This is a genomic window from Mycolicibacterium aromaticivorans JS19b1 = JCM 16368 (assembly GCF_000559085.1).
GTDB classification, from domain to species: Bacteria; Actinomycetota; Actinomycetes; order Mycobacteriales; family Mycobacteriaceae; genus Mycobacterium; species Mycobacterium aromaticivorans.
In genome coordinates this window covers 2,253,084-2,273,693 of the sequence record NZ_JALN02000001.1, presented here as the reverse complement: position 1 = coordinate 2,273,693, position 20,610 = coordinate 2,253,084, and the positions used below count along the sequence as shown (strand labels likewise).

Annotated in this window: 21 protein-coding genes; 8 read left to right on the top strand and 13 right to left on the bottom strand. The window is 67.5% G+C overall.

Annotated features, from left to right (window positions below):
• Positions 1-19: 19 nt before the first annotated feature.
• The 5 genes from Y900_RS11065 to Y900_RS11040 form a co-directional block, all read right to left on the bottom strand.
• Positions 20-805, bottom strand: coding sequence for a C39 family peptidase (locus tag Y900_RS11065; RefSeq protein ID WP_131536145.1), 786 nt, complete (start codon positions 803-805; stop codon positions 20-22).
• Positions 806-1,145: 340 nt separating this feature from the next.
• Positions 1,146-2,516 carry a C39 family peptidase gene (locus Y900_RS11060; protein WP_131536143.1) on the bottom strand — a complete coding sequence of 457 codons (1,371 nt, stop codon included), beginning with the start codon at positions 2,514-2,516 and terminating at the stop codon, positions 1,146-1,148.
• Between the two features lie 129 nt (positions 2,517-2,645).
• Positions 2,646-3,323: a class I SAM-dependent methyltransferase gene (locus Y900_RS11050; RefSeq protein WP_036341873.1), complete on the bottom strand. Its 678-nt coding sequence runs from the start codon at positions 3,321-3,323 to the stop codon at positions 2,646-2,648.
• Positions 3,324-3,350: 27 nt separating this feature from the next.
• Positions 3,351-4,829, bottom strand: coding sequence for a glutamate-cysteine ligase family protein (locus Y900_RS11045; protein WP_036341872.1), 1,479 nt, complete (start codon positions 4,827-4,829; stop codon positions 3,351-3,353).
• Between the two features lie 47 nt (positions 4,830-4,876).
• Entirely contained in the window at positions 4,877-5,632 is a 756-nt protein-coding gene (locus Y900_RS11040) for a class I SAM-dependent methyltransferase (RefSeq protein ID WP_036346442.1), read from the bottom strand.
• 1 nt (position 5,633) lies between these two features.
• On the opposite strand from Y900_RS11040, the gene glpK reads away from it, so the two are divergent.
• Entirely contained in the window at positions 5,634-7,202 is a 1,569-nt protein-coding gene (gene glpK / locus Y900_RS11035) for a glycerol kinase GlpK (protein WP_192827499.1), read from the top strand.
• A 3-nt stretch (positions 7,203-7,205) separates the two neighbouring features.
• Here glpK and Y900_RS11030 read toward each other — a convergent pair whose 3' ends face one another.
• The 3 genes from Y900_RS11030 to Y900_RS11020 all read right to left on the bottom strand — a co-directional run bounded on the left by Y900_RS11030 (position 7,206) and on the right by Y900_RS11020 (position 9,830).
• Positions 7,206-8,399, bottom strand: coding sequence for a histidine phosphatase family protein (locus tag Y900_RS11030; protein WP_051660000.1), 1,194 nt, complete (start codon positions 8,397-8,399; stop codon positions 7,206-7,208).
• Between the two features lie 70 nt (positions 8,400-8,469).
• Positions 8,470-9,222: a PadR family transcriptional regulator gene (locus Y900_RS11025; RefSeq protein WP_036341870.1), complete on the bottom strand. Its 753-nt coding sequence runs from the start codon at positions 9,220-9,222 to the stop codon at positions 8,470-8,472.
• A gap of 83 nt (positions 9,223-9,305) precedes the next feature.
• Positions 9,306-9,830 (bottom strand): PadR family transcriptional regulator, encoded by a 525-nt coding sequence (locus Y900_RS11020; RefSeq protein ID WP_036341869.1) that lies wholly within the window; start codon positions 9,828-9,830, stop codon positions 9,306-9,308.
• Positions 9,831-9,919: 89 nt separating this feature from the next.
• Here Y900_RS11020 and Y900_RS11015 point away from each other — a divergent pair, with 89 nt between their 5' ends.
• From Y900_RS11015 to Y900_RS33000, 6 genes are read left to right on the top strand one after another with little or no spacing between them, the layout of a single operon-like run.
• Positions 9,920-11,266 carry a carotenoid oxygenase family protein gene (locus tag Y900_RS11015; RefSeq protein WP_036341868.1) on the top strand — a complete coding sequence of 449 codons (1,347 nt, stop codon included), beginning with the start codon at positions 9,920-9,922 and terminating at the stop codon, positions 11,264-11,266.
• Positions 11,267-11,314: 48 nt separating this feature from the next.
• Positions 11,315-12,064 carry an SDR family NAD(P)-dependent oxidoreductase gene (locus Y900_RS11010; RefSeq protein WP_036341867.1) on the top strand — a complete coding sequence of 250 codons (750 nt, stop codon included), beginning with the start codon at positions 11,315-11,317 and terminating at the stop codon, positions 12,062-12,064.
• Positions 12,057-12,557, top strand: a complete 501-nt coding sequence (locus Y900_RS11005; RefSeq protein WP_036341866.1) for a nuclear transport factor 2 family protein — start codon at positions 12,057-12,059, stop codon at positions 12,555-12,557. Before Y900_RS11010 ends, Y900_RS11005 begins: the two co-directional genes overlap by 8 nt.
• Before the next feature lie 25 nt (positions 12,558-12,582).
• A complete protein-coding gene (locus Y900_RS11000; RefSeq protein ID WP_036341865.1) occupies positions 12,583-12,960 on the top strand; it encodes a hypothetical protein in 378 nt (125 codons plus the stop codon).
• 41 nt (positions 12,961-13,001) lie between these two features.
• Entirely contained in the window at positions 13,002-14,114 is a 1,113-nt protein-coding gene (locus tag Y900_RS10995) for a cation:proton antiporter (protein WP_081845299.1), read from the top strand.
• Between the two features lie 44 nt (positions 14,115-14,158).
• Entirely contained in the window at positions 14,159-14,500 is a 342-nt protein-coding gene (locus Y900_RS33000; RefSeq protein ID WP_036341863.1) for a hypothetical protein, read from the top strand.
• 126 nt (positions 14,501-14,626) lie between these two features.
• Here Y900_RS33000 and Y900_RS10985 read toward each other — a convergent pair whose 3' ends face one another.
• Complete coding sequence (locus Y900_RS10985; RefSeq protein WP_036341862.1) at positions 14,627-15,508, bottom strand: RDD family protein; 882 nt, start codon at positions 15,506-15,508, stop codon at positions 14,627-14,629.
• Between the two features lie 28 nt (positions 15,509-15,536).
• Here Y900_RS10985 and Y900_RS10980 point away from each other — a divergent pair, with 28 nt between their 5' ends.
• Complete coding sequence (locus Y900_RS10980) at positions 15,537-16,529, top strand: stage II sporulation protein M (RefSeq protein WP_036341861.1); 993 nt, start codon at positions 15,537-15,539, stop codon at positions 16,527-16,529.
• A gap of 1 nt (position 16,530) precedes the next feature.
• On the opposite strand, the gene Y900_RS10975 is transcribed toward Y900_RS10980, so the two are convergent.
• Genes Y900_RS10975 through Y900_RS10960 form a run of 4 tightly spaced genes read right to left on the bottom strand, consistent with a single transcriptional unit; the run spans position 16,531 to position 20,604 of the window.
• Positions 16,531-17,853, bottom strand: coding sequence for a DUF58 domain-containing protein (locus tag Y900_RS10975; protein ID WP_036341860.1), 1,323 nt, complete (start codon positions 17,851-17,853; stop codon positions 16,531-16,533).
• Complete coding sequence (locus Y900_RS10970) at positions 17,853-18,836, bottom strand: AAA family ATPase (RefSeq protein ID WP_036341859.1); 984 nt, start codon at positions 18,834-18,836, stop codon at positions 17,853-17,855. Before Y900_RS10970 ends, Y900_RS10975 begins: the two co-directional genes overlap by 1 nt.
• Positions 18,833-19,954, bottom strand: a complete 1,122-nt coding sequence (locus tag Y900_RS10965; protein WP_081845068.1) for a DUF4350 domain-containing protein — start codon at positions 19,952-19,954, stop codon at positions 18,833-18,835. The genes Y900_RS10970 and Y900_RS10965 overlap by 4 nt, the downstream gene beginning before the upstream one ends.
• On the bottom strand, positions 19,951-20,604 hold the full coding sequence (locus Y900_RS10960; RefSeq protein ID WP_036346438.1) for a DUF4129 domain-containing protein: 654 nt from the start codon (positions 20,602-20,604) through the stop codon (positions 19,951-19,953). Before Y900_RS10960 ends, Y900_RS10965 begins: the two co-directional genes overlap by 4 nt.
• Positions 20,605-20,610: the final 6 nt, after the last annotated feature.

Below are 20,610 nucleotides of genomic sequence, written 5' to 3'. Positions count from 1 at the left end.
GCAATCCGCCAGATTGGCATCAGGCCGCCAAGGCCGCCTGGCTGCTCGGGGCCGCCAGACGAGCGCTCACCGACAGGTATTGTCCGCGCTGCCAGGCTTCCATGAAGCCGTCCAACGGAACGGCGAGACCCTGTCCGCCCGTCCCGCCGGAGTCGTTGATGTAGATGACGTCTTTGGTCTCGTTGATCCCGAGCACCGTGATGGCGTGGTTGGCGGTACCGAACCGTCTCGCGCTATGTGCGCCGCCGATCGCCTCGGCCCAGACCTGGTTGTTCACGGCGACCAGGACGGAGCTGGTGGTCAGCGCTGATTTCAAGTTGGCCAGAGCCAGATCGCCCTGGCTCTTGGTGTAGGTGGTCATCGTCGCGTCGACGCCGTGGTTCTCCATCAGCGCCATGCTGTCCACGTAGTAGACATACTCGTCGGCCACCGGGTCGTAAATGTTCCCTGTCCGCGGGACGTACCTATTCAGCAGGTCCTTCCAGACCGAACCGGAACTGCGCGCGGACAGATAGCTCGGGGTGTCCTTGGCTTCCTGGACGATCTCCGACCAGGTGGGCATGCCGTCTGCGCCCTTGAGTTGCCCGATCACCATGGCGGTCGAGGACAGCACGCAGGTGTTGTTGTCGCCCTGGGAGATGAAGTATTGGACGTTCTGCAGGGGATTGCCGTACACCACGTCACCCGGGGCCGGCGGGTCGCGCAGCGGTGTTGTGGCAGTCGATGATCCGTTCGCCGCCGTCGGAGTGGGTTTGACGGTCAACCGGCCCAAGTCGCGCCCGAGCGTCGTCAGTGCATTCTGCACTGCATCAACCACCGCGGCTGGTGTCGGAAGCGAGGGCAGCGTCGGAAGGCGGCGCGGCGCAACGGCTGCGGCGACCGGTACAGCTGCCGGCGTTTTCGCGTTCGCGCGGGACTTGTTTGTGTCAGCGGCTTTCACCGTGTGTAGCGAGGCGGACGTGCGCGCACTCGACGCCGACCCCGAGCTCACTGAGGAGTGAGTGGTGTCGGCCGGTGCGGCCGACGCCACTGGGCTTGCACCCGCGAGCAGAATGCCCGCGCCGACGGCCAGCCCGCAGGCCGCGAGGGTCAAGGGGGCGAGTCGCCTGATCCGATTCATACTTCGGCTCTCCGGTTCCGTAGCCTCAGGCCGCCAGTGCGAGATCGGCTTGTGTCAGGGGTTGGCCCGCCGCGGCCGCCAACGGGCGGGTGGCGATGCCCAGCGGGTAGTTGGGCTCCCACGCCTTCATGAAGTCGGTCAGCGACATCGCCCGATTCTGGCCGTCGGCTCCCCACGCCGCGTCGTTGAGGAAGATCTGGTCTGTCTGGGTGTTCATGCCGAGGACGACGACCAAGTGGTTCGTGGGGGCGGTGTTACCCAGGATGGGGGCGTTGATGCTGACGAGGACGGCCGAACCGGCGGTGAGTGCCGAAGCCATATTGGTCAGTGCCACGTCAGCCTTGGACTTGGGGAAGTACGTCGTCGAGACGTTGATCCCGTTACCGCTGGTACTCAGCAGCTCCAAAGCGTCGCCGGTCCACACCCAGTCGGTGCCGTTGTCCAAGTACATCTTCCGGTATCGGCCGGTGGCGAAGCCGTTGACGAACAGTTGCCGGTCGACGCTGTCGGTGATCTTGGCTTTGGCGATCCAGTCCGCGATATCCGGCATCGTGCCGGTCAGCTGACCCGCTGCCATCACCACGGCCGCCAGACCGGAGGTCTGCACTCCGTCGGTGACCCAGTACTGCTTGGTGACATCCGGGTTGCCGATGATCGTCGGAACGGCGGGATTGTCCAGGTCGACATAGATGGCGGCATCTGCGGTGGTGATTCCGGATGTGCCCAGCTGCACCGCAATTGAACGCAGCGCGTTCTGTACCGCGCCGAGAGGTCCGTGCAGCTTGGCCGCGGAGCCATTGTCGGCGACGATCGTGAACTCGTCCATGATGGCGCCCGCGGGCAGCGTGCTGTTGGGCGTGTACGTGTAGGCACCCGTCACCGGGTCGAGAACGACCGAGCCGTTGCTCGGCTGGTCGCCGATCGAGTACTTGAGCGTGAAACCGTTGTTGCTCTTGCCGACAACGGTGCCCGATACGGCGCCGCCGCCTGGAGTCTGGGTGCCCGACTCGATCGACGGTGCCCTGTTGGCGAATATGTAGTTGAGCTGACGCATCAACGCCTGCACCGGGTTCAGCGTCGGTGTCGCCGCGGCCGCGGCGACGAGGGCTGTGGGCGTCGCCCGGCTGGTGTGGGTACTTCGGGTTTTCGCGTCAGTGCGCGCGGTTCCGGTCCTGGCGGCAACCGGTGCGCGCCGGCTGGAGGCGATGCCATGCTTCGACGACGCCGCGCTGCTCGAGCTGGACGGCCCGCTACCGGACGGCGCGTTCCCGGTGTCAGCGGCGGCGACCGCGGCTCCGCTCACTATCGCTGCACCCAGACCCACCGCGATCAATGCGGCCAACAGCCACCCGTAGGAGGCAGCGCTCAGTGGCGCTCTCGAATCCTCAACCGACACTGCGTCCCCTCGGCCCCGACTCCGGTACTAAGACGGATGAAGCATAGGAAACTCTGCGCGGTAATGCCTGGGGGATGCGAAAGCTGCTTACCGGTCAGCCGTCGATCGCAAACACTTCGGTGGCCGGAGTCAGCCCGCCTTGTGAGCGCTGAGCAAGTAGGCCGGCATCATCAGCCGGCCTTTCGCGTCGAGGTCGAACGGCATCGCTCCCTGGGGCAGGTCGGCGAACGCCGGCTTGTGGGAATGGATCTTCGCGGGCCGAATGTCGTCGATCACGAAGTACTTCGACACTGCGGCACGCAGCTCGTCCTCGTCGACCTCGTTGGGCTTCGTCTCGAGGTGGGGCGGGAAGGCGCCCTTTGCGAAGACCAGAACATAGAGCCGCGCACCGGGTGCGGCCGCCCGGTGGATTGCACTGAGGTAGGCATCGCGGGCGTCGACCGGCAGCGAATGGAACAGCGTGCTGTCGATGATCGTGGCGAATTGCCCGTCGTAGCCGGTGAAGGAGGTGATGTCGGCGCACACGAAGGTCACGTGGCTCAACCCGCGCTGCCGGGCGGCTTCGGTCGCCGCCGCGATCGCCGTGGGCGACACATCGATACCGACGACGGTGCTGCCCGTCGCCGCCAGGGCCAACGCGAGCTCGGCATGCCCGCAGCCGGCATCCAGCACATGACCGCTGACCTTCCCGTCCCGGACGAGAGCGGCCAGTTCGGGCTGGGGCTCACCGATGTTCCACGGCGGCGGCCCGGCGAAGGCGCCTTCCTCTTTATAGGCGCCGTCCCAGTCCATCACCTCAGAATCCATGTCCCTCAACCTACAAGGACTCGTCGGTCACTCGGTGATGTCCCAGGTGTGCACCGGTTTGTTGCTGTGCATCAAGGAGCAGTAACGCCGCAGCATCTCGGCCAGAGCCTGCGGCCGCGCCATGCCCCGAGCCTGCAGCGCCTGCACCGTCCCGACCTGCCATGCCGACCCGTTGCGCCCCGTCTTCGCGCGGCCCTCGATCACGCCGAGATAGCGGTCGCGTACTTCGGCGGCCACACCCCAGCGGCGCAGACCCTCGTCGGCCATCGGCAGCAGGGTGCGCAGCACAAGCTCGTCGGCCGTGATTTCGCCGAGCCCGGGCCAGTACAGCCTGGCGTCAATGCCGTTCCGAGCGGCTTCGATGAAGTTGTCATGTGCCGCAGTGAAACTCATCTTCGTCCACAGCGGTCGGTCCTCTTCGGCCAACACTCTCAAGGCGCCGTAATAGAACGCCGAGTTGGCCATCATGTCGACGACCGTGGGTCCGGCAGGCAACACTCGATTCTCCACCCGCAGGTGCGGTCGGCCGTTCACGACGTCGTAGACCGGCCGGTTCCAGCGGTACACCGTCCCGTTGTGCAGCCGCAGTTCGGACAGGGCAGGCGTGCGGCCCGCTGCGAGCTCGGCGACAGGGTCCTCGTCGGACATCTCCGGCAGCAAGGAAGGGAAGTAGCGGACGTTCTCTTCGAACAGGTCGAAGATCGAGGTGATCCACCGCTCCCCGAACCACACTCGCGGACGGACGCCCTGCGCCTTGAGTTCGTCGGGACGGGTGTCGGTGGCCTGGGCGAACAGCTCGATGCGGGTTTCGGCCCACAGCTGGTGGCCGAAGAAGTACGGCGAGTTGGCGCCGAGGGCCAGCTGCGGGCCGGCCAGCACCTGAGCGGCGTTCCAGTTGGCGGCGAAGTCGGCCGGGGACACCTGCAGGTGCAATTGCATACTGGTGCAGGCGGATTCAGGGGCGATGGACTCCGCGTGCATGCTCAGCCGCTCAGGGCCGGTGATGTCGATCAGGATGTCCTCGCCGCGGGCGGTGAAGATCGAATCGTTGAGCGCCTGATAGCGCAGCGAAGGACTCATCCAGTGGCCGGTCAGATGTTCGGGCATCAGCGTCGGCAGGATCCCGATCATCACGATGTGCGCGTCGTCGGTGTTGGCCTTCGTCTCCGCGGCATTGAGGCTCGCGCGAACCTCGGCCTCCAGCTCCAGAGCCGTCCGACCGGGCAGCGGCCGCGGCGGGACGTTGAATTCGATGTTGTAGGCGCCCAATTCGGTTTGGTAAGCCGGATCGGCTATCGCGGCCAAGACCTCCTGGTTGGACATCGCGGGCTGGTAGTCATCGGTGACCAGGTTGCACTCGATCTCCATCCCGGTCAGCGGCCGGTCGAACTCGAAGCTGGATTGTGCCAGCATCGTTTCGAACACGTCCAGGCACAACTGGACCTTGCGCCGGTACTGCTGCCGGTGCGCCCGGTTGAACGTGGCGTGCTTGACCTCGTCGCCCATGGGGTTGATGGAACCGGTTCAGACCAAGCTGCGCAAGCGAATCGCCATCAGCGGCGCCGCCGCGCGCGCAGAACCTGTCGATCGAACGGGTTGGTGCTGACCTGCACCTCGACGCCGGCATGGGCGCCGAGCGCACGCAGCGCCGAGGGGCTATAGGAGCGCAGCGAGCTGACCAGTCCGTCGTGCACGAACGGCCACCACACCAGTGGAGCCATCGCCGCCAGCTTGGCGATGTGCAGAACCGAGGGCATCCGGGGCAGATCGATGACCAGCAGTTCGTTGGCCACCCGGGTGCCTTCGGCGAGAACCAGGGCGGCCTGGGTGGGCGGCAGATGGTGAAACGACAGCGCGAAGACGGCCAGGTCGAACGAGCCGTCGTCGGCGTCGATCGCGGTCGCGTCGATGGTGCGCAGGGTGGCGCGGGGATGTTCACCGATGTCGGATGCCGCGATAGCCGCCACCGACTCGGCGTTGACGTCGGAGACCGTGACGTGGGCGGTCGGATGCTGCTCGAGGACTCGGCGCGACAGTGCCCCGTGACCGGCGCCGAGTTCCAGGATGGTGGGGTCGATGACATCGGCGACCTCGCGCAGTACCAGTTCGGCGTTGCGGTCGTGTTCGCGGAACAGGTTGCCGATCACGTCCAGCGCGGTGACGATGCCGCGCTTGACCTCGTCGTCGACGTCGTCGCGGTCGAGGTATTCCCGACGGTTGGTCTCCAGCAGGCGATCCAGGCACGACGCGTCCGGGCCGCCCCGCGGCATGTCGGCGATGTCGGTGATCTCGGATGCCATGTAGGCCATCATGGACGAAAGGTCGGCTGCATCGGCAGCATCGCACGTCAGAGGAGCACCGTTGGCTGACTTCGTCGCCTCGATTGACCAGGGCACCACCAGCACCCGCTGCATGATCTTCGATCACAAGGGCGCCGAGGTGGGCCGGCATCAGCTCGAGCACGAACAGATCCTGCCGAAGTCCGGGTGGGTGGAGCACAACCCGGTGGAGATCTGGGAACGCACGCAGACCGTGGTGGTCTCGGCGTTGAACAAGACGAAGCTGTCCGTCGACGACCTGGCCGCGCTGGGCATCACCAACCAGCGCGAGACCACCCTGGTGTGGAACCGCAAGACGGGACGGCCGTACCACAACGCGATCGTGTGGCAGGACACCCGCACCGACCGGATTGCGGCCGCCCTGGACCGGGATGGCCGCGGCGACATCATCCGCCGCAAGGCGGGCCTGCCGCCCGCGACGTACTTCTCCGGCGGCAAGCTGCAGTGGATCCTCGAGAACGTCGACGGCGTACGCGCCGACGCTGAACGCGGTGACGCGCTGTTCGGCACGCCGGACACCTGGGTGCTGTGGAACCTGACCGGGGGAACGTACGGCGGTACGCACGTCACCGACGTCACCAATGCCAGCCGCACCATGCTGATGAACCTGGAGACGCTGGACTGGGACGACGAACTGTTGTCGCTCTTCGGGATTCCGCGCGCGATGCTGCCGGATATCCGGCCGTCGTCGTCGCCGGAGCCGTACGGGGTGACGTTGCCCGGTGGACCGCTGGGCGGTGAGGTGCCGTTGACCGGCATTCTCGGCGACCAGCAGGCGGCGATGGTGGGTCAGGTGTGCTTGAGCCCCGGCGAGGCCAAGAACACCTACGGCACCGGCAACTTCCTGCTGCTCAACACCGGCGAGAAGATCGTGCGCAGCGAGAACGGGTTGCTGACCACCGTGTGTTATCAGTTCGGAGAAGCGAAACCTGTTTACGCCCTGGAGGGTTCGATCGCGGTGACGGGCTCGGCCGTGCAGTGGCTGCGCGACCAGCTCGGCATCATCAGCGGCGCTTCGCAGAGCGAGACCCTGGCCCGGCAGGTCGCCGACAACGGCGGCGTGTACTTCGTGCCGGCGTTCTCGGGACTGTTCGCGCCGTACTGGCGATCGGATGCGCGCGGGGCGATCGTCGGGCTGTCCCGCTACAACTCCAACGCGCATGTCGCCCGCGCGACGCTGGAGGCGATCTGCTATCAGAGCCGCGACGTCGTCGACGCGATGGAGGCCGATTCCGGTGTGCACCTTGAGATTTTGAAGGTCGACGGCGGCGTCACCCAGAACGAGCTGTGTATGCAGATCCAAGCCGATGTGCTGGGTGTGGACGTGGTGCGCCCGGTGGTCGCCGAGACCACCGCGCTGGGTGCGGCCTATGCCGCCGGGTTGGCGGTCGGATTCTGGGCCGATCCCGATGACCTGCGCGCCAATTGGCAGGAGGACCGGCGCTGGTCGCCGGCGTGGGACGACGACCAGCGTGAGGCCGGCTACGCCGGATGGCGCAAAGCCGTTCAGCGCACGCTGGATTGGGTCGAGGTCGAGTAGCACTCAATCGGCTGGGCCGGTGAGCCTGGATGCGAAGACATCGAACGGGCATCGCTCGGTGTCGCAGCCAGACGGCGTCAGCGGTACGGAGACGGCGTCGTGCGGATCCAATTCCCTTATCTGGTCCAGGGATTGGGCTCGGTAGAAGCTGCGGACGAAGCGGTTCCCGCCGCTGTCTTCGACAAGGTCGAACATCAGCGCACCGCCGGGAGCCGGCTCGTCGTCGGCAAACCCGGGGATCGACCAGTGCACACCGAGTAATCCGGCGATGTTGGCGATCTCGGTGTCGTGGCCGACGAGCACGGTCAGAGGCGGCCCGTCCGACAGAGCATCGCGGATGGCAGTGGCGATCTTGCCGGCGTTTGCGAGGGCCAATGGCCGCGGCCGGGCGATGATCGAAAGTTCCAGCGGATGCAGCGTTCCCACGTTGCGCAGGTCTTCGGCGGTGGCCCGACCCCACCCGACGTCGGACAGTGGCTTGCCGTCGGCGTACTCCAGCGTCAGTATCTCGGCGACGACCGAACCGTGGGCGAGTGCTCCGGTGAGGCGGGGACGGCGGGTGCCCTGGGCATCGACTTCGACCCCGCTCGGCATGCCCGCCAGGCCGCACTCGCCGGAGCGGTCACCGCACAAGATTCGGGACACGGCGTCAAGGGCCGGCTGATTGCGCCTGGCCAACGCCGTCGCGCCGCCGGGCCCGACTGCGGAATCGACGGCACGGGTCGCCGTAGCGCCGGTGACTCCGGAGTCTCGGTACTCGGAGAAGAGCGGGTCTGCGACGCCCTGCGGTGAGTGCTGGTTTTCGAGACCGCACTCCGGCGCGAGAGCGGACGCGTACTCATCACCGGTTCGGATGGTGCGCTCCAGTGAGTCGGAGGTGATGCGGACCGCGCCGGCCGGAGGGCATCCGCCGACGGGAAGGAGACCGTCTGCGACGAAGTGCCGGGCGTCGGACGCGGCGACCAGGCGAATGGCGGCCGCGCCGTGGTCGGTGAGCCACCCCGGTGGTGCATCCCACGTCGGCCGAGGAGCGGGTGCGATCGACTGCGGCAACGGCGGTTCGCTGTTTGGCGGACGGACGCCGTGGCGCATGAGGACAACAGTCCTGACGACGTGCCACGCGTCAGCCTGGCCGACGGGTGCGACGCCGGCTGCGAGCACGCCGACTGTCAGGAGGATCGCGAGTGACCGGAGCACAGAGGCATCGAAGCATGTGTGGGGCGCGGTTTCCGGTGCTGTACACCGAAAACCGCGCCCAAGTTTCTGATTACTCGGATTCGCCGAGGATCTGGTAGATCTCTCGGCGCGCAGTGTTGACGATGTCGATGATGCGCTGCTGCTGCTCCGGGTTGGCAGCGAAAGCCGCCTGCCGCACGGCTCCGAACAGCTGGCCCACGGCAGCCCGGATGTTGATCTGGCCGGGGTCGGCGCCTTCGGTGATCTCATCCCATGGGGCGGTCTCGATCTTGTCGGCGGCGGCGCGGCCGTCGTCGGTCAGCTCGAAGAGCTTCTTGCTGCCTTCGGATTCGCTTGCCACCAGCAGACCTTCGTCGACGAGCAGCTGCAGGGTCGGGTAGACCGAGCCGGGGCTGGGCTTCCACAGATCCTGAGTGCGCTCGGCGATCTCCTGGATCATCTCGTAGCCGTGCATCGGCCGCTCGGCGAGCAGTTTGAGGATCGCGGCACGCACGTCGCCGCGACGGCCGCGACCGCGGCCGTGTCCGCGGCGACCGCCGCGGCCGCCGCCACCGGGACCGAAGCCAGGACCGAAACCGGGGCCGAAGCCGGGGCCGAAGCCGCCGCGCGAGCCGAATGGCGGACCGTCGTGGTGGCCGCCGTGCTCGCGGAACTGCTCACGCAGTTGATCGCGGAGTTCGCGGCGACCGTGTCGGCGGCCACGGCCTGCGGGGGCGAAACCGAAACCCGGACCGAAACCCGGACCGAAACCCGGACCGAAGCCGGGACCAAAGCCGGGACGGCCCATATCCGGGCCTCCGAACTGGGGAAATGGGGTGTTCATAAAGGTTCTCGTTTCTGGTCGGGAAACGCCGAACGCGTTTCCGATACGTTGACGATATATCGGAAACTATCGCGATGCAACGGCTAGTTGGATCGCCGGTCGATTTCCTCGACCACCCAGCGCGCCCAGTCGGCCTCCATGGCCTCTACTCGCAGTCCGAATTCCAAGGCTGCGCGGCCGTAGAACCCGACGTCGCTGTCGCCCCACTCCATGCAATCGCGCACCTGTTCGTAGCGGGTGAGCTCGGCCTCGGCGTGCTCGGCGACCGAGACCATGTAGGCCCGGGCCTGCCCGGGGGTCATCTCGCTGAGCAGGAACACCCGCAGCAACTCCGCGCTGCGGTAGGGCGGGTCGTCCTGGGGGTTGGTCATCCAGCGCAGCAGATCCTGACGTCCGGCATCAGTGACGCGGTATTCCTTGCGTCCGCGCGGGCCGACGTCGGTGACCTCGATCAGGCCGGCGTCGGCGAGCTTGTTGAGCTCGCCGTAGAGCTGGCTCTGGGTCGCCGGCCAAACGTTCGCCATCGACACGTCGAAGCGTTTGAGCAGGTCGTACCCGCTGCCAGGCTCTTGGGCGAGGAGGCCAAGCGCCGCGTACCGAAGACTCACGCGACCATCGTAAAGCTCGACATGTCAGTTATGGAATATCTGACGTACCACCATTGACATGTCATCAGTGGACTGTCACAGTTAGCGGCATGACGGACACCACGACCGACTCAGGCAACTTGCCCGCCGAAGGGCAGTTCTTCCAGCGTGGTAACTACGCGCCGGTGCCGGACGAACTCACCGAATACGCCTTGCCCGTCGAAGGGGCGGTCCCGCCCGAACTCGACGGCTGGTATTTGCGCAACGGGCCGAACCCACGGGAGGCCAACAGCCATTGGTTCACCGGTGACGGGATGATCCACGGCGTCCGCATCGAAGACGGCGCGGCCAAGTGGTACCGCAACCGCTGGGTGCGCACCGACAGCTTCGTCGACCCGTTCCCGCTCTACCGCGAGGACGGGACGCGTGACCTGCGGGCCGCCGTCGCCAACACCCACGTCGTCAACCACGCCGGCAAGACCCTGGCGCTGGTGGAGTCCTCGTTCCCGTACGAGATCACCAACGAATTGGAGACGGTGGGGTGCTATGACTTCGGCGGCAAGCTGCAGAACTCTATGACCGCGCACCCGAAGATCTGCCCGACTACCGGCGAACTGCACTTCTTCGGATACGGCAGCATCTTCGAGCCGTACGTCACCTATCACCGCGCCGACGCCAACGGCGAGCTGACCGTCAACCGTCCACTGGACGTCAAGGCGCACACCATGATGCACGACTTCGCGATGACCGCCGAGCATGTGATCTTCATGGACCTGCCGATCGTGTTCAACCTCGACATCGCGATGCGCGGCGAAGGTGACATGCCCTACCGATGGGACGACGACTACGGCGCCCGGCTCGGTGTGCTGCGGCGCGACGATCCGTTCGGCGAGGTCCGCTGGTTCGGGATCGACCCCTGCTACGTCTTCCACGTTGCGAATGCGCATGAGTCCGCTGACGGGAAATCGATTGTGCTGCAGGCCGTCCGATACGCCGAACTGTGGCGAGACAACGGCGGGTTCGACGCCAATGCGGTGATGTGGAGCTGGACGATCGACCTGCAGAACGGCACCGTCAGCGAGCGTCAGCTCGACGACCGCGCGGTGGAGTTCCCGCGGATCGATGACCGGCTTGCCGGCCTGCCTGCCCGCTTCTCGGTCTCCGTCGGCGACGCGAGCCTGGTGCGTCACGACCTGACGGACGGCAGCGCCGTCGAGCACCGCTTCAGCACCGGACTGGTGCCTGGTGGGCCCGGGGAGGCGGTCTTCGTCCCGTCGACATCGGGACCGGCCGACGAGAGCAACGGCTGGTACATCGCCTACGTCTACGACGCCGCGCGCGACGGCAGTGATCTGGTGATCCTGGACGCCTCCGATTTCGCCGGTAAGCCGGTGGCCCGAATCCAGCTGCCGCGCCGGGTGCCATACGGCTTCCACGGCAACTGGATTCCCGCGTAGCGGTACTCCAGCACCTGCCCGGCGCCGCCCCTGCGACTATATGAGCTCATGGGCGACTTCAGCACGCTGCCGGGCACGGCCATCGTGGTCGGCGGCACCGGCGGGATCGGCGCCGAGATAGTCCGGATGCTCGTCGCGTGTGGGTCGCGGGTGGGCTTCACCTACCGGGGCAACGCGGGCAAGGCGGCGGAACTCGCGGGTGATGACGTGATCGCCGAGCAGCTCGACATCACCGACGCGGCGGCAGTACGCCGCATCGTCGACTCGTTCGCCGGCGCGGGCGGCATACACACCGTCGTCCACGCCGCCGGCGCACATGTGCCGATGCGGCACCTCAGCACCATCGATCCCGAGCGGTTCGATCGACAGCTGAACACCGACACCGCCGGCTTCTTCAACGTCGTCTCCGCCGCCTTGCCACACCTGCGCGCGTCGCAGGGCAGTCTCGTGGCCGTCACCACCGCCGCCACCCGGCGCTTCGCGGTCCGCGACGGATTGTCGGTCGCACCGAAGGCCGCCATCGAAGCGCTGATCCGCGGGATCGCCGCCGAGGAAGGCAGATTCGGGGTGCGCGCCAACTGTGTCGGCCCCGGGATGCTCGTCGACGGCAACGCGCAGCGCTTGATCGCCGACGGTGACCTCGACGAGAAGGCGCTCGACGCCGCCCGGCGAAACACTCCGCTGGGCCGCTTCGGCCATGCCACCGATATCGCGGAGGCGGTGTGCTTCCTGGCCTCACCGCGCGCCGGGTTCATCACCGGTCAGAAGCTGGACGTGGACGGCGGTTACGGTGTCTGACCGGATAACCGATGTCCACGCGATCCGCGATGTGGTCGTCCGGTATTGCCGTGGCATTGATCGCCTCGACTTCGACCTGGTGCGGCAGGCCTACCACGACGACGGCATCGACCATCACACCGGCTTCGATGGAACCGCCGACGAATACGTCTCGTGGGTGAGTAAGAGCCTCGAATACCTCTCCGGAACAATGCATTTCATCGGCAACCACCACGTCGATTTCGTCGATCAGGACGCCGCGATCAGCGAGACCTACCTGATGGCAACGCATTGGGGCCCGCCGGGCTCAGGCCGGCGCGCCAATTTCACCACCGGCGCACGCTACGTCGACCTCATGGAGCGCCGTGACGGTCGGTGGGCGGTCGCTGAGCGCTGGGCGGTGCGGGAGTGGACCCGTCCGGACCTGTTCGTGGCCCCGGAACAGCCGGGACCCCGCGGTACCCGCGACGCTGATGATCCGCTGTACGTCCTCATGAAACGCTTTGGCCTGTAGGGGTTGCGAGTACCCTCAGCACACCATGGCGGTGAAATGGCTGGACGACCCGGAAGATCACGACTATGACGCTGCGGCGGACTATTTGAGCATGCTCGCCGAAGAAGCCACCGTGACAGCCACGGTCAACGCACTGAAATCGGCGAAGCCGGTGTATCGCGAGGCCAAAGACATCCTGCGTGCCGCCCGACTGGCCCTGCTGCCGCCCGACAACCCGCACGTGCGCTCCGACGTGAACAAGATCGGGCACGGTAAGAAGCTGTCGCCCATCCTGCTGGTGCGAGGCACCCCGGCCGACGCGCTGCAGATCGCCGACGGGTATCACCGGGTGTGCGCAAGCTACCTGACCGATGAGGACACCGCGATTCCGTGCCGGCTCGTGTCGTGGGTGCCCAAGGCGTGAGCTTCGGCTTCTCCACCCTGGCGCTGGTCGCAGTCGTCGGCATGGCCGGTCCCCTGCTGGCGTCGGTGCCGAGGCTGCGCATCCCAGTTGTCATCGGGGAACTCGCGGTCGGATTGCTCATCGGCAGAACAGGTTTCGGCCTCGTTGACCCCGGCGACAAAACGTTCAGCCTGCTGGCCGACATCGGATTCGCGTTGGTGATGTTCGTGGTGGGTACGCATGTGCCGATCCGGGACGCCACCCTGCGCTCCTCGATTCCCATGGCGGTCGTTCGGGCGGTTCTCGTCGGCGCCGTCGCGACCGGTGTGGCTGTCGGGTTGGCCGCGGTGTTCCAGACCGGCCACACGGCGGTGTACGCGGTGTTGATGGCGTCGTCGTCGGCGGCTCTGGCCCTGCCGGTCATCCAGCAACTCGGCCTCGGCGGGGCCGCGGTGCAGGCGGTCACCGCACAGATCGCGATCGCAGATGCCACGTCGATCGTGTTGCTGCCGTTGGTGATCGACCCCGATCGCGCGTTGACCGCGGCCTTCGGCGCGCTGCTGATCGCGTTCTGTGCCGGCCTGGTGTTCCTGGGGCTGTGGGTGTCCGACCGGCGAGGTTGGCGCAGGCGGCTACACCACTTCTCCGAGCGCAACAACTTCGCCCTCGAGTTGCGCATCAGTTTGCTCGTGCTCTTCGCGCTCGCCACTCTGGCGATCACCACTCACGTATCGATCATGTTGGCCGGCTTCGCGCTGGGCCTGGCGGTCAAGGCTGCGGGCGAACCGAGGCGGCTGGCGCGCCAGTTGTTCGGCATCACCGAAGGTTTGTTCAGCCCGCTGTTCTTCGTGTGGCTCGGCGCCTCGCTGCAGGTACGTGAACTCGGCGACCATCCGGCCTACATCCTGCTGGGAATCTGCCTGGGCGTCGGCGCGGTACTGGCGCACTGCGCCGCGCGGCTGACCGGGCAGCCCTTGGCGCTGGCCGCGCTGGCCGCCGCCCAGCTCGGAGTGCCGGTCGCCGCGGCCACTCTCGGCACCCAGAAGGGTCTGCTGACCGCGGGCGAACCTTCGGCGTTGATGCTCGGCGCGCTGCTGACCATCGGCGTCACGTCAATAGCCAGCGTGATCGCGGCTCGACGGGACCGGGAACTGCCACCGGCGCCGGCTGCGTAGCGCCACGACGTGTGCCGGTTGTCCGGTTGGGGTAGCCGACGTCCATGAGCGCATCGAACGCCGCCGAAACCCACCCCGAGAAGGCGCCGCGGGCGCGGCTCTGGACCAACTGGCTGTTGGCGCTGTCCACCCTTGTGGGCGCGGGGGTTGTTCAGTTGTTCGCCATGGGCGCGGTGATGGGGACCGCTGCGTGCAGCAATCCCAATTGCCCGAAACCGAGCGGCTTCGTCTACGGGCTGCTCACCTACGGAGCGCCGGCGATCGCCGTCCTGGCTGTCGTGATCACCATCTTCACGGCGAAACATCCACGCGGCTGGGTGGTTCCCGTCGTCGCATGGGTGCTGCTGATCATCGACATCGCCATCCTGTCCGCTACGTTCTCCTAGCCCGAAAAGCTCAGGGGCTCACACCATGGGCCAGTTTGAACGCGGCGCTGACCGCGAAAAACGGGGTGCCGTGACCGTCGCGGCACTGGCCGGTTCTGCGTTGATAGTGGCCGGTGTGCGCCTGCGCTAGCTGGGCGGTACGAACCCGTCGGTAGACGGCGGGGGCGCCGACGGCACCGGCCCCGGCGGCTGGGCGAGCGGATATGACGGCGGCCCCGCCGGATACCGCGGCGGCCCGGCCGGATACTGCGGGACGGGTTCCGGCGGGCGGAGCCGGGCCAGCTCGCGGCGGTGCCGCTCGGCGAGCACGGCGGCCAGCACGTAGTGCGGCGGCGTGCCCGGTGGCGGCAGAGGCGAAATGCGGCCGACCACGTCGACCGCGATGCGGAACGCCATATCGTCACGCACGTAGGGATCCAATTCTGGTGCGCGAGCCAGGAATTGGCGCGCCAACTCAGCCTGGTCGGGGCCCAGCGCGGACAGTTCCAACGAGGCCGCCCACCACGCCAGCGACGGCGGCATCGCTGGCGGGGGCGGCGTCTTCGGGCCGCGTTCACTGATCACGACGGTGCCGGCGAAGATGTCACCGATGCGTTTGCCCCGTGGTGAGACCAGGCTGCAGATCACCGCGGGTCCGCCCATGAACATCCAGATCTCCACGAAACCCGCCAATGCCCGAAACAGGGCCTGGCGAAAGCGTTCCGGGCCGCCGTCGTCGGACACCACCCGAAGGCCCATCGCGATCTTGCCGAGTGTCCTTCCCCGCGTGGCCGTCTCGAAGACGACCGGATAGCCGACCATCACCAGCACCGTGAAGATGATCAGAACCGCGGCGGACAGCGCCTCGTCGAACTGGGTGATCGTGGTGGCCCACAGCAGCACACCGATGATGTAGCCGACCAGGATGACCGCGATGTCGATCAGGGCGCCGACGGCCCGCACCGGCAGCTGGGCGATCTGGACGTCGAGGACGACGGCGTCCCCGGTCACCACCGTCTCGGGCACCATAACGGTTAACGGTACTAGTGTCGGCCGGGTGGATGTCGACGCCTTCGTGCTGGCCCACCAGGACACCTGGACCCGGCTCGAGCAGCTGGTCAAGCGCCGCCGCCGCCTTTCCGGGCCGGAAGTGGACGAACTCGTCGAGCTCTACCAGCGGGTCTCGACGCATCTGTCGATGGTGCGTTCGGCCTCGTCGGACTCGGTTCTGGTGGGGCGACTCTCCAGCCTGGTGGCGCGGGCCCGCGCGGCCGTCACCGGTGCGCACGCACCGATGTGGCATGAGTTCGCCCGGTTCTGGACGGTGTCGTTCCCGGTGGTGGCCTACCGCGCCTGGCGCTGGTGGCTGGCGACGGCCGTTGCGTTCTTCGCGGTGGCGATTGTCATCGGGATCTGGGTGGGTGGCAGCCCGGAGGTGCAGTCGGCGCTGAGCACGCCGCAGGAGATCGAACATCTGATCAACCACGACTTCGCCTCGTACTACAGCGAGAATCCGGCAGGCTCGTTCGCGTTGCGGGTGTGGGTGAACAACTCCTGGGTGGCTGCGCAGTGCATCGGGTTTGCGATTCTGCTGGGCATCCCGATCCCGTGGGTGATCTTCCAGAACGCGGCCAATCTCGGTGTCGTGGGCGGATTGATGATCCACGCGGGCAAGGCCGATGTGTTGTTCGGGCTGCTCGTCCCGCACGGGCTGCTCGAACTGACGGCGGTTTTCCTGGCGGGAGCGGTCGGCATGCGGCTGGGATGGACGGTCGTCTCGCCGGGCGACCGTCCACGCGGACAGGCGCTCGCTGAGCAGGGCCGTGCGGTGGTCGCGGCGGCGGTCGGGCTCGCCGGTGTGCTGTTGGTCTCGGGGCTGATCGAGGCGCTGGTGACGCCGTCCCAGCTGCCGACGTACGTCCGCATCGGTATCGGGGTGGCCGCCGAGGCCGGGTTCCTGGCGTATGTCATCTACTTCGGCCGCAAAGCCGGCCGCGCCGGAGAAACCGGCGACATCGAGGACGCCCCCGACGTGGTGCCCACCGGCTGACCTACAAGCGGCCGGTGGCCTTCATCGACAGGTAGCGGTCGGCCAGGGCCGGCGCGAGATCCTCCGGCGACGCGTCGACCACCTCGACACCGCTGTGCCGCAGCCGGCTGGCGATGCTGCGCCGGTCGTTGCGGGCCCGTTCGGCGGCCGCCGCGTCGTAGACCTGGGCAGCGTCGGCGCGGCCGGCAGCCAGCTCGTCGACCCGCGGATCCGACACTGCGGCAACGATCACCTGATGCTTGGCCGACAACCGCGGGAGCACCGGCAGCAGCCCCTCGTCGAGCGCAGAGGAGTTCAGGTCGGTCAGCAGCACCACCAGCGCCCGACGGCGCACCCGGCGCTGGACGGCGGCCACCATCGCGGTCGCATCCGATTCGATCAGCGCCGGCTCCAGCGGCGCCATCGCCTCCACCAGGTGGGCCAGCAACTCGGTGCGGGAGGCGCCGAAAACCGCTGCGCGGGTGAGTCGGTCGTGCGCGAGGAAGTCGACGTGGTCGCCGGCGCGGGATGCAAGCGCGCCCAGCAGCAGCGCGGCGTCCATCGACCAGTCCAGCCGTGGCCAGCCGCCCGGGTCCCGGGCGGTGGGATCCACACCGACGCGACCGGCCGACGTGCGACCGGTGTCGAGCACGATCACCACACGCCGGTCGCGTTCGGGGCGCCAGGTGCGCACCACCACGTCGGCTCGGCGCGCGGTGGCGCGCCAGTCGATCGATCGGACGTCATCGCCGACGACATATTCGCGGAGCGAATCGAATTCGGTGCCCTGGCCGCGGATCAGCACCGGCAGAAGCCCGTCGATCTCCCGTAACCGGGCCAGCCGAGACGGCAGATGCTTGCGCGACAGGAACGGCGGCAGGATCCGCACCCGCCCCGCGACCGGATGGGACCGCTGCCGCCCGGCGACACCCAGCGGCCCGATCGAGCGGAGCGTCACCACCTCCGACCGCAGATCGCCGCGGCGAACGGGGTGTAAAACACTTGTGACAGTCCCGGTTTCGGATGCTCGCAGCGACAGCGGATGCGCGCGGGGTTCGGCGCAGGCGCTGGGCGGCCAGGCATCCCGCGCCGCACCGCGGAACCGGCGACGCCCGGTGTTGTGAACGTGCACCACAGCATCCACCCTCTGCCCCAACCGCGCTGAGATATCGGGCACGCGGGTCAGGTGCAGTGCCTGCGGACTTCCGGCCAGCGTCATGTCGAGGGCCACGATAAACAGCAGCACCAGCAGCGTGACGACGAATGTCGCTGCCGGCCAGGGTGACAGCGTGATCGGAAGGGCACCCAGCAGCGCGATCAGGCCGGCGCGTCCGGTGAGGATCACTAGCGCGGCACCGGCACCGCGGCCAGGATGCCGTCCAGTACGCCGTCGGGGTTGGCACCTTCGAGTTCGGCCTCGGGGCGCAGCGCGATGCGGTGGCGCAGCGTCGGCCGGGCCATCGCCTTGACGTCGTCGGGGGTGACGTAACCGCGCCCGGACAACCATGCCCAGGACCGTGCCGTGCCCAACAGAGCGGTCGCACCGCGCGGTGACACGCCCAGCTGCAGCGATGGGGAGTTCCTGGTGGCGCCGACGATGTCGACGATGTAGGCCAACACTTCGTCGGCGATCAGCACCCGCTTCACCGCTTCGCGGCCTGCGGCAAGTTCGGCGGTGCCGGCCACCGGGCGGATGGCGCTCAGGTCGCGCGGATCGAATCCGTTCGCATGCCGGGACAGGATCGCGATCTCCTGATCGCGCGGCGGCAGCGGGACATTCAGCTTCAGCAGGAACCGGTCGAGCTGCGCCTCGGGCAACTGATAGGTGCCCTCGTACTCGATCGGGTTCTGGGTGGCGGCCACGATGAACGGGTCCGGCAGTGCACGCGGCTCACCGTCGACGCTGACCTGACGCTCCTCCATCGCTTCCAGCAGTGCCGCTTGGGTTTTCGGCGGGGTCCGGTTGATCTCGTCGGCCAGCATGAGGTTGGTGAACACCGGCCCTTCGTGGAATACGAACGCCGCGGTCTTGGCGTCATAGACCAGCGACCCGGTGACATCACCCGGCATCAGATCCGGCGTGAACTGCACGCGCTTGAAGTCCAGTTGCAGCGCGGCCGACATCGCCCGAACCAGCAGTGTCTTCGCCACCCCCGGAACACCCTCCAGGAGAACGTGTCCGCGGCACAATAGGGCGATCACCAGCCCGCTCACCACGGCGTCCTGCCCGACCACGGCTTTGGCGATCTCGCCGCGCAGGGCGAGCAGGGCGCTGCGCGCGGCGTCATGCTCGGCGATGGGTGTGGGAGGCTGGGCAAAATTCGTCACGACGTCGTGACCTGCCTTTCGATGTCGTCGAGTGCATGGGCTAGTTGGAGCAAATCGGTATCGGTCGACGGGGGCGGCCCGAACAGCAGATGCTGCACGGCGGTCGGGTCCCCGGCGTAGCGCTGCGAAACCGCAGATGTCACCGCCGCGGGAGAGGCGTTGGGGCCCAGGCCGAGCCGCGGGGACAGCCGCTGCAGCGTCGCGGTACGCAGGGCCTCGGCGGCTTGTCCGCGGGCTCGGCGCGACCGGTAGAGCCGAGCGCGACCCTCGACTGTCTCGGAGGCCCGCACCACCACAGGCAGTTTCTCGGCGACCAGCGGCCCCAACCGCCGGCCCTGCCAGACGGCCAGCAGCACCACCACCAGGCACAGCTGCCAGACGAGCCAGTTGACCGCGTCGGGCATCAGATCCGTCAGCGACGATCCTTCTGCCCCTTCACCTTCCGGCTTCTGCGGCGCATACCAGATGAGGCGGGGCCGGTCACCGGCCAGATTCAACGCCAGCGCGGCGTTGCCCTCGCTGAGTAGGCCGCCGTTTGTCATGAAGTCCGCGCTACCGACCACGGTCACGGTGCGGCCGCCGTCCTGATAGCGCACCACCGCGCCGCCGTAACAGCGAGTCACGTCGACGGCGCCGGCTTTCTCATAGGTGTCGGTGGCGCCCAATTGGACGGTTCCGGCGCGGTTCGCCTCGCGCAGATCGCAATCGGGCTCGGAGGTCAGCATGCTGGCGCCGCCGAGTCGGATGTCGGCGGCCAGCGCCTGCCGCGCTCGCGAGGTGGGTTCCAGCAGCAAGCGGTCGCCGGGGACATCCGCCAGCCTGGCCAGCAGATCCTCGCCGCGGGTGTTGTAGGTCTCGGCCGCCAGCAGCAGGGTGTCCGGACGGGCGGCTTTCTCGACATCCGCCACGCTCCCGGCGACGACAACGTCGACACCGCGGTCGCGCAGCAGGGTGACCAGGGCGTGCGCGCCGTCGGGGCTGGTCGAGTCCGGATCCATCCGGCCGCCCGGTCGAGGTGCGGTGAGGAACGCGCTGACCGCCGCGATCGCCGAGATCACAATCAGCGCCAGAGCAATCCAGCGCCCGGTGCGCCACCGCCGGCCGAGGGTGGCGCTCACCGCAGCGGAACCCAGGTGTCGGCGACGACGGGAGCATCGACATCGGAACCGGCCGGGTTTGCATGCCGGCGTAGGGCGTCGTCGAGGACGGCAACCATCCGGTAGTTCGGTTCGGTTCCCGGCTGTTCGCCGTAGGTGACATCGTTGAACACCGTTGCCGCCCGGCGTAAGTCACCGTCGAACGCCGGCAGCAGCTGGCCGGCATCCGCGGCGAGTTCGTTGGCGGTACGGCCGGGGACAGCGTTGAGCAGACCGGTCTCCTCCAGGTGGCGGGCCACCGCACGAAGCCGGTGCCGGATGGCCGCAGCCCAGTTACCTTGCGCCGCATACGTCTCAGCAATTTCCCGGTGTTCGGCCGAGCTGAGTTCGCGCGTGCCGAACAGTCCCACGTCGCCACCCCGGTTGGTGCGCATCGTCTGCCTGGCGATCCGCACCGCGAAAATGAACGCCACCAGCACCACGATCGCCAGCACCGCGATGGTCAGCCACCCGCCCGGAATGGAAGACCCCTTTGCGATCAACCGATACAGCAGTTCCTGAAGCCACTCATTGAGCCTGTCGGTCAACGATTCCTTCGGGTAGATCGGTTTGGCCAGCTCACGCTGGGCCGCGTCGTGCGCGGCCTCCCGGTCGATGTCGATGACAGACATGGTGAT

Coding starts and splice junctions, on each gene's coding strand:
- Y900_RS11015 (WP_036341868.1), top strand. CDS start 9,920: ATGACGGACACCACGACCGACTCAGGCAACTTGCCCGCCGAAGGGCAG.
- Y900_RS11010 (WP_036341867.1), top strand. CDS start 11,315: ATGGGCGACTTCAGCACGCTGCCGGGCACGGCCATCGTGGTCGGCGGC.
- Y900_RS11040 (WP_036346442.1), bottom strand. CDS start 5,632: ATGGCCTACATGGCATCCGAGATCACCGACATCGCCGACATGCCGCGG.
- Y900_RS11025 (WP_036341870.1), bottom strand. CDS start 9,222: ATGAACACCCCATTTCCCCAGTTCGGAGGCCCGGATATGGGCCGTCCC.
- Y900_RS10960 (WP_036346438.1), bottom strand. CDS start 20,604: ATGTCTGTCATCGACATCGACCGGGAGGCCGCGCACGACGCGGCCCAG.
- Y900_RS11045 (WP_036341872.1), bottom strand. CDS start 4,829: ATGGGCGACGAGGTCAAGCACGCCACGTTCAACCGGGCGCACCGGCAG.
- Y900_RS33000 (WP_036341863.1), top strand. CDS start 14,159: ATGAGCGCATCGAACGCCGCCGAAACCCACCCCGAGAAGGCGCCGCGG.
- glpK (WP_192827499.1), top strand. CDS start 5,634: ATGGACGAAAGGTCGGCTGCATCGGCAGCATCGCACGTCAGAGGAGCA.
- Y900_RS10985 (WP_036341862.1), bottom strand. CDS start 15,508: ATGGTGCCCGAGACGGTGGTGACCGGGGACGCCGTCGTCCTCGACGTC.
- Y900_RS11050 (WP_036341873.1), bottom strand. CDS start 3,323: ATGGATTCTGAGGTGATGGACTGGGACGGCGCCTATAAAGAGGAAGGC.
- Y900_RS11000 (WP_036341865.1), top strand. CDS start 12,583: ATGGCGGTGAAATGGCTGGACGACCCGGAAGATCACGACTATGACGCT.
- Y900_RS10995 (WP_081845299.1), top strand. CDS start 13,002: ATGGCCGGTCCCCTGCTGGCGTCGGTGCCGAGGCTGCGCATCCCAGTT.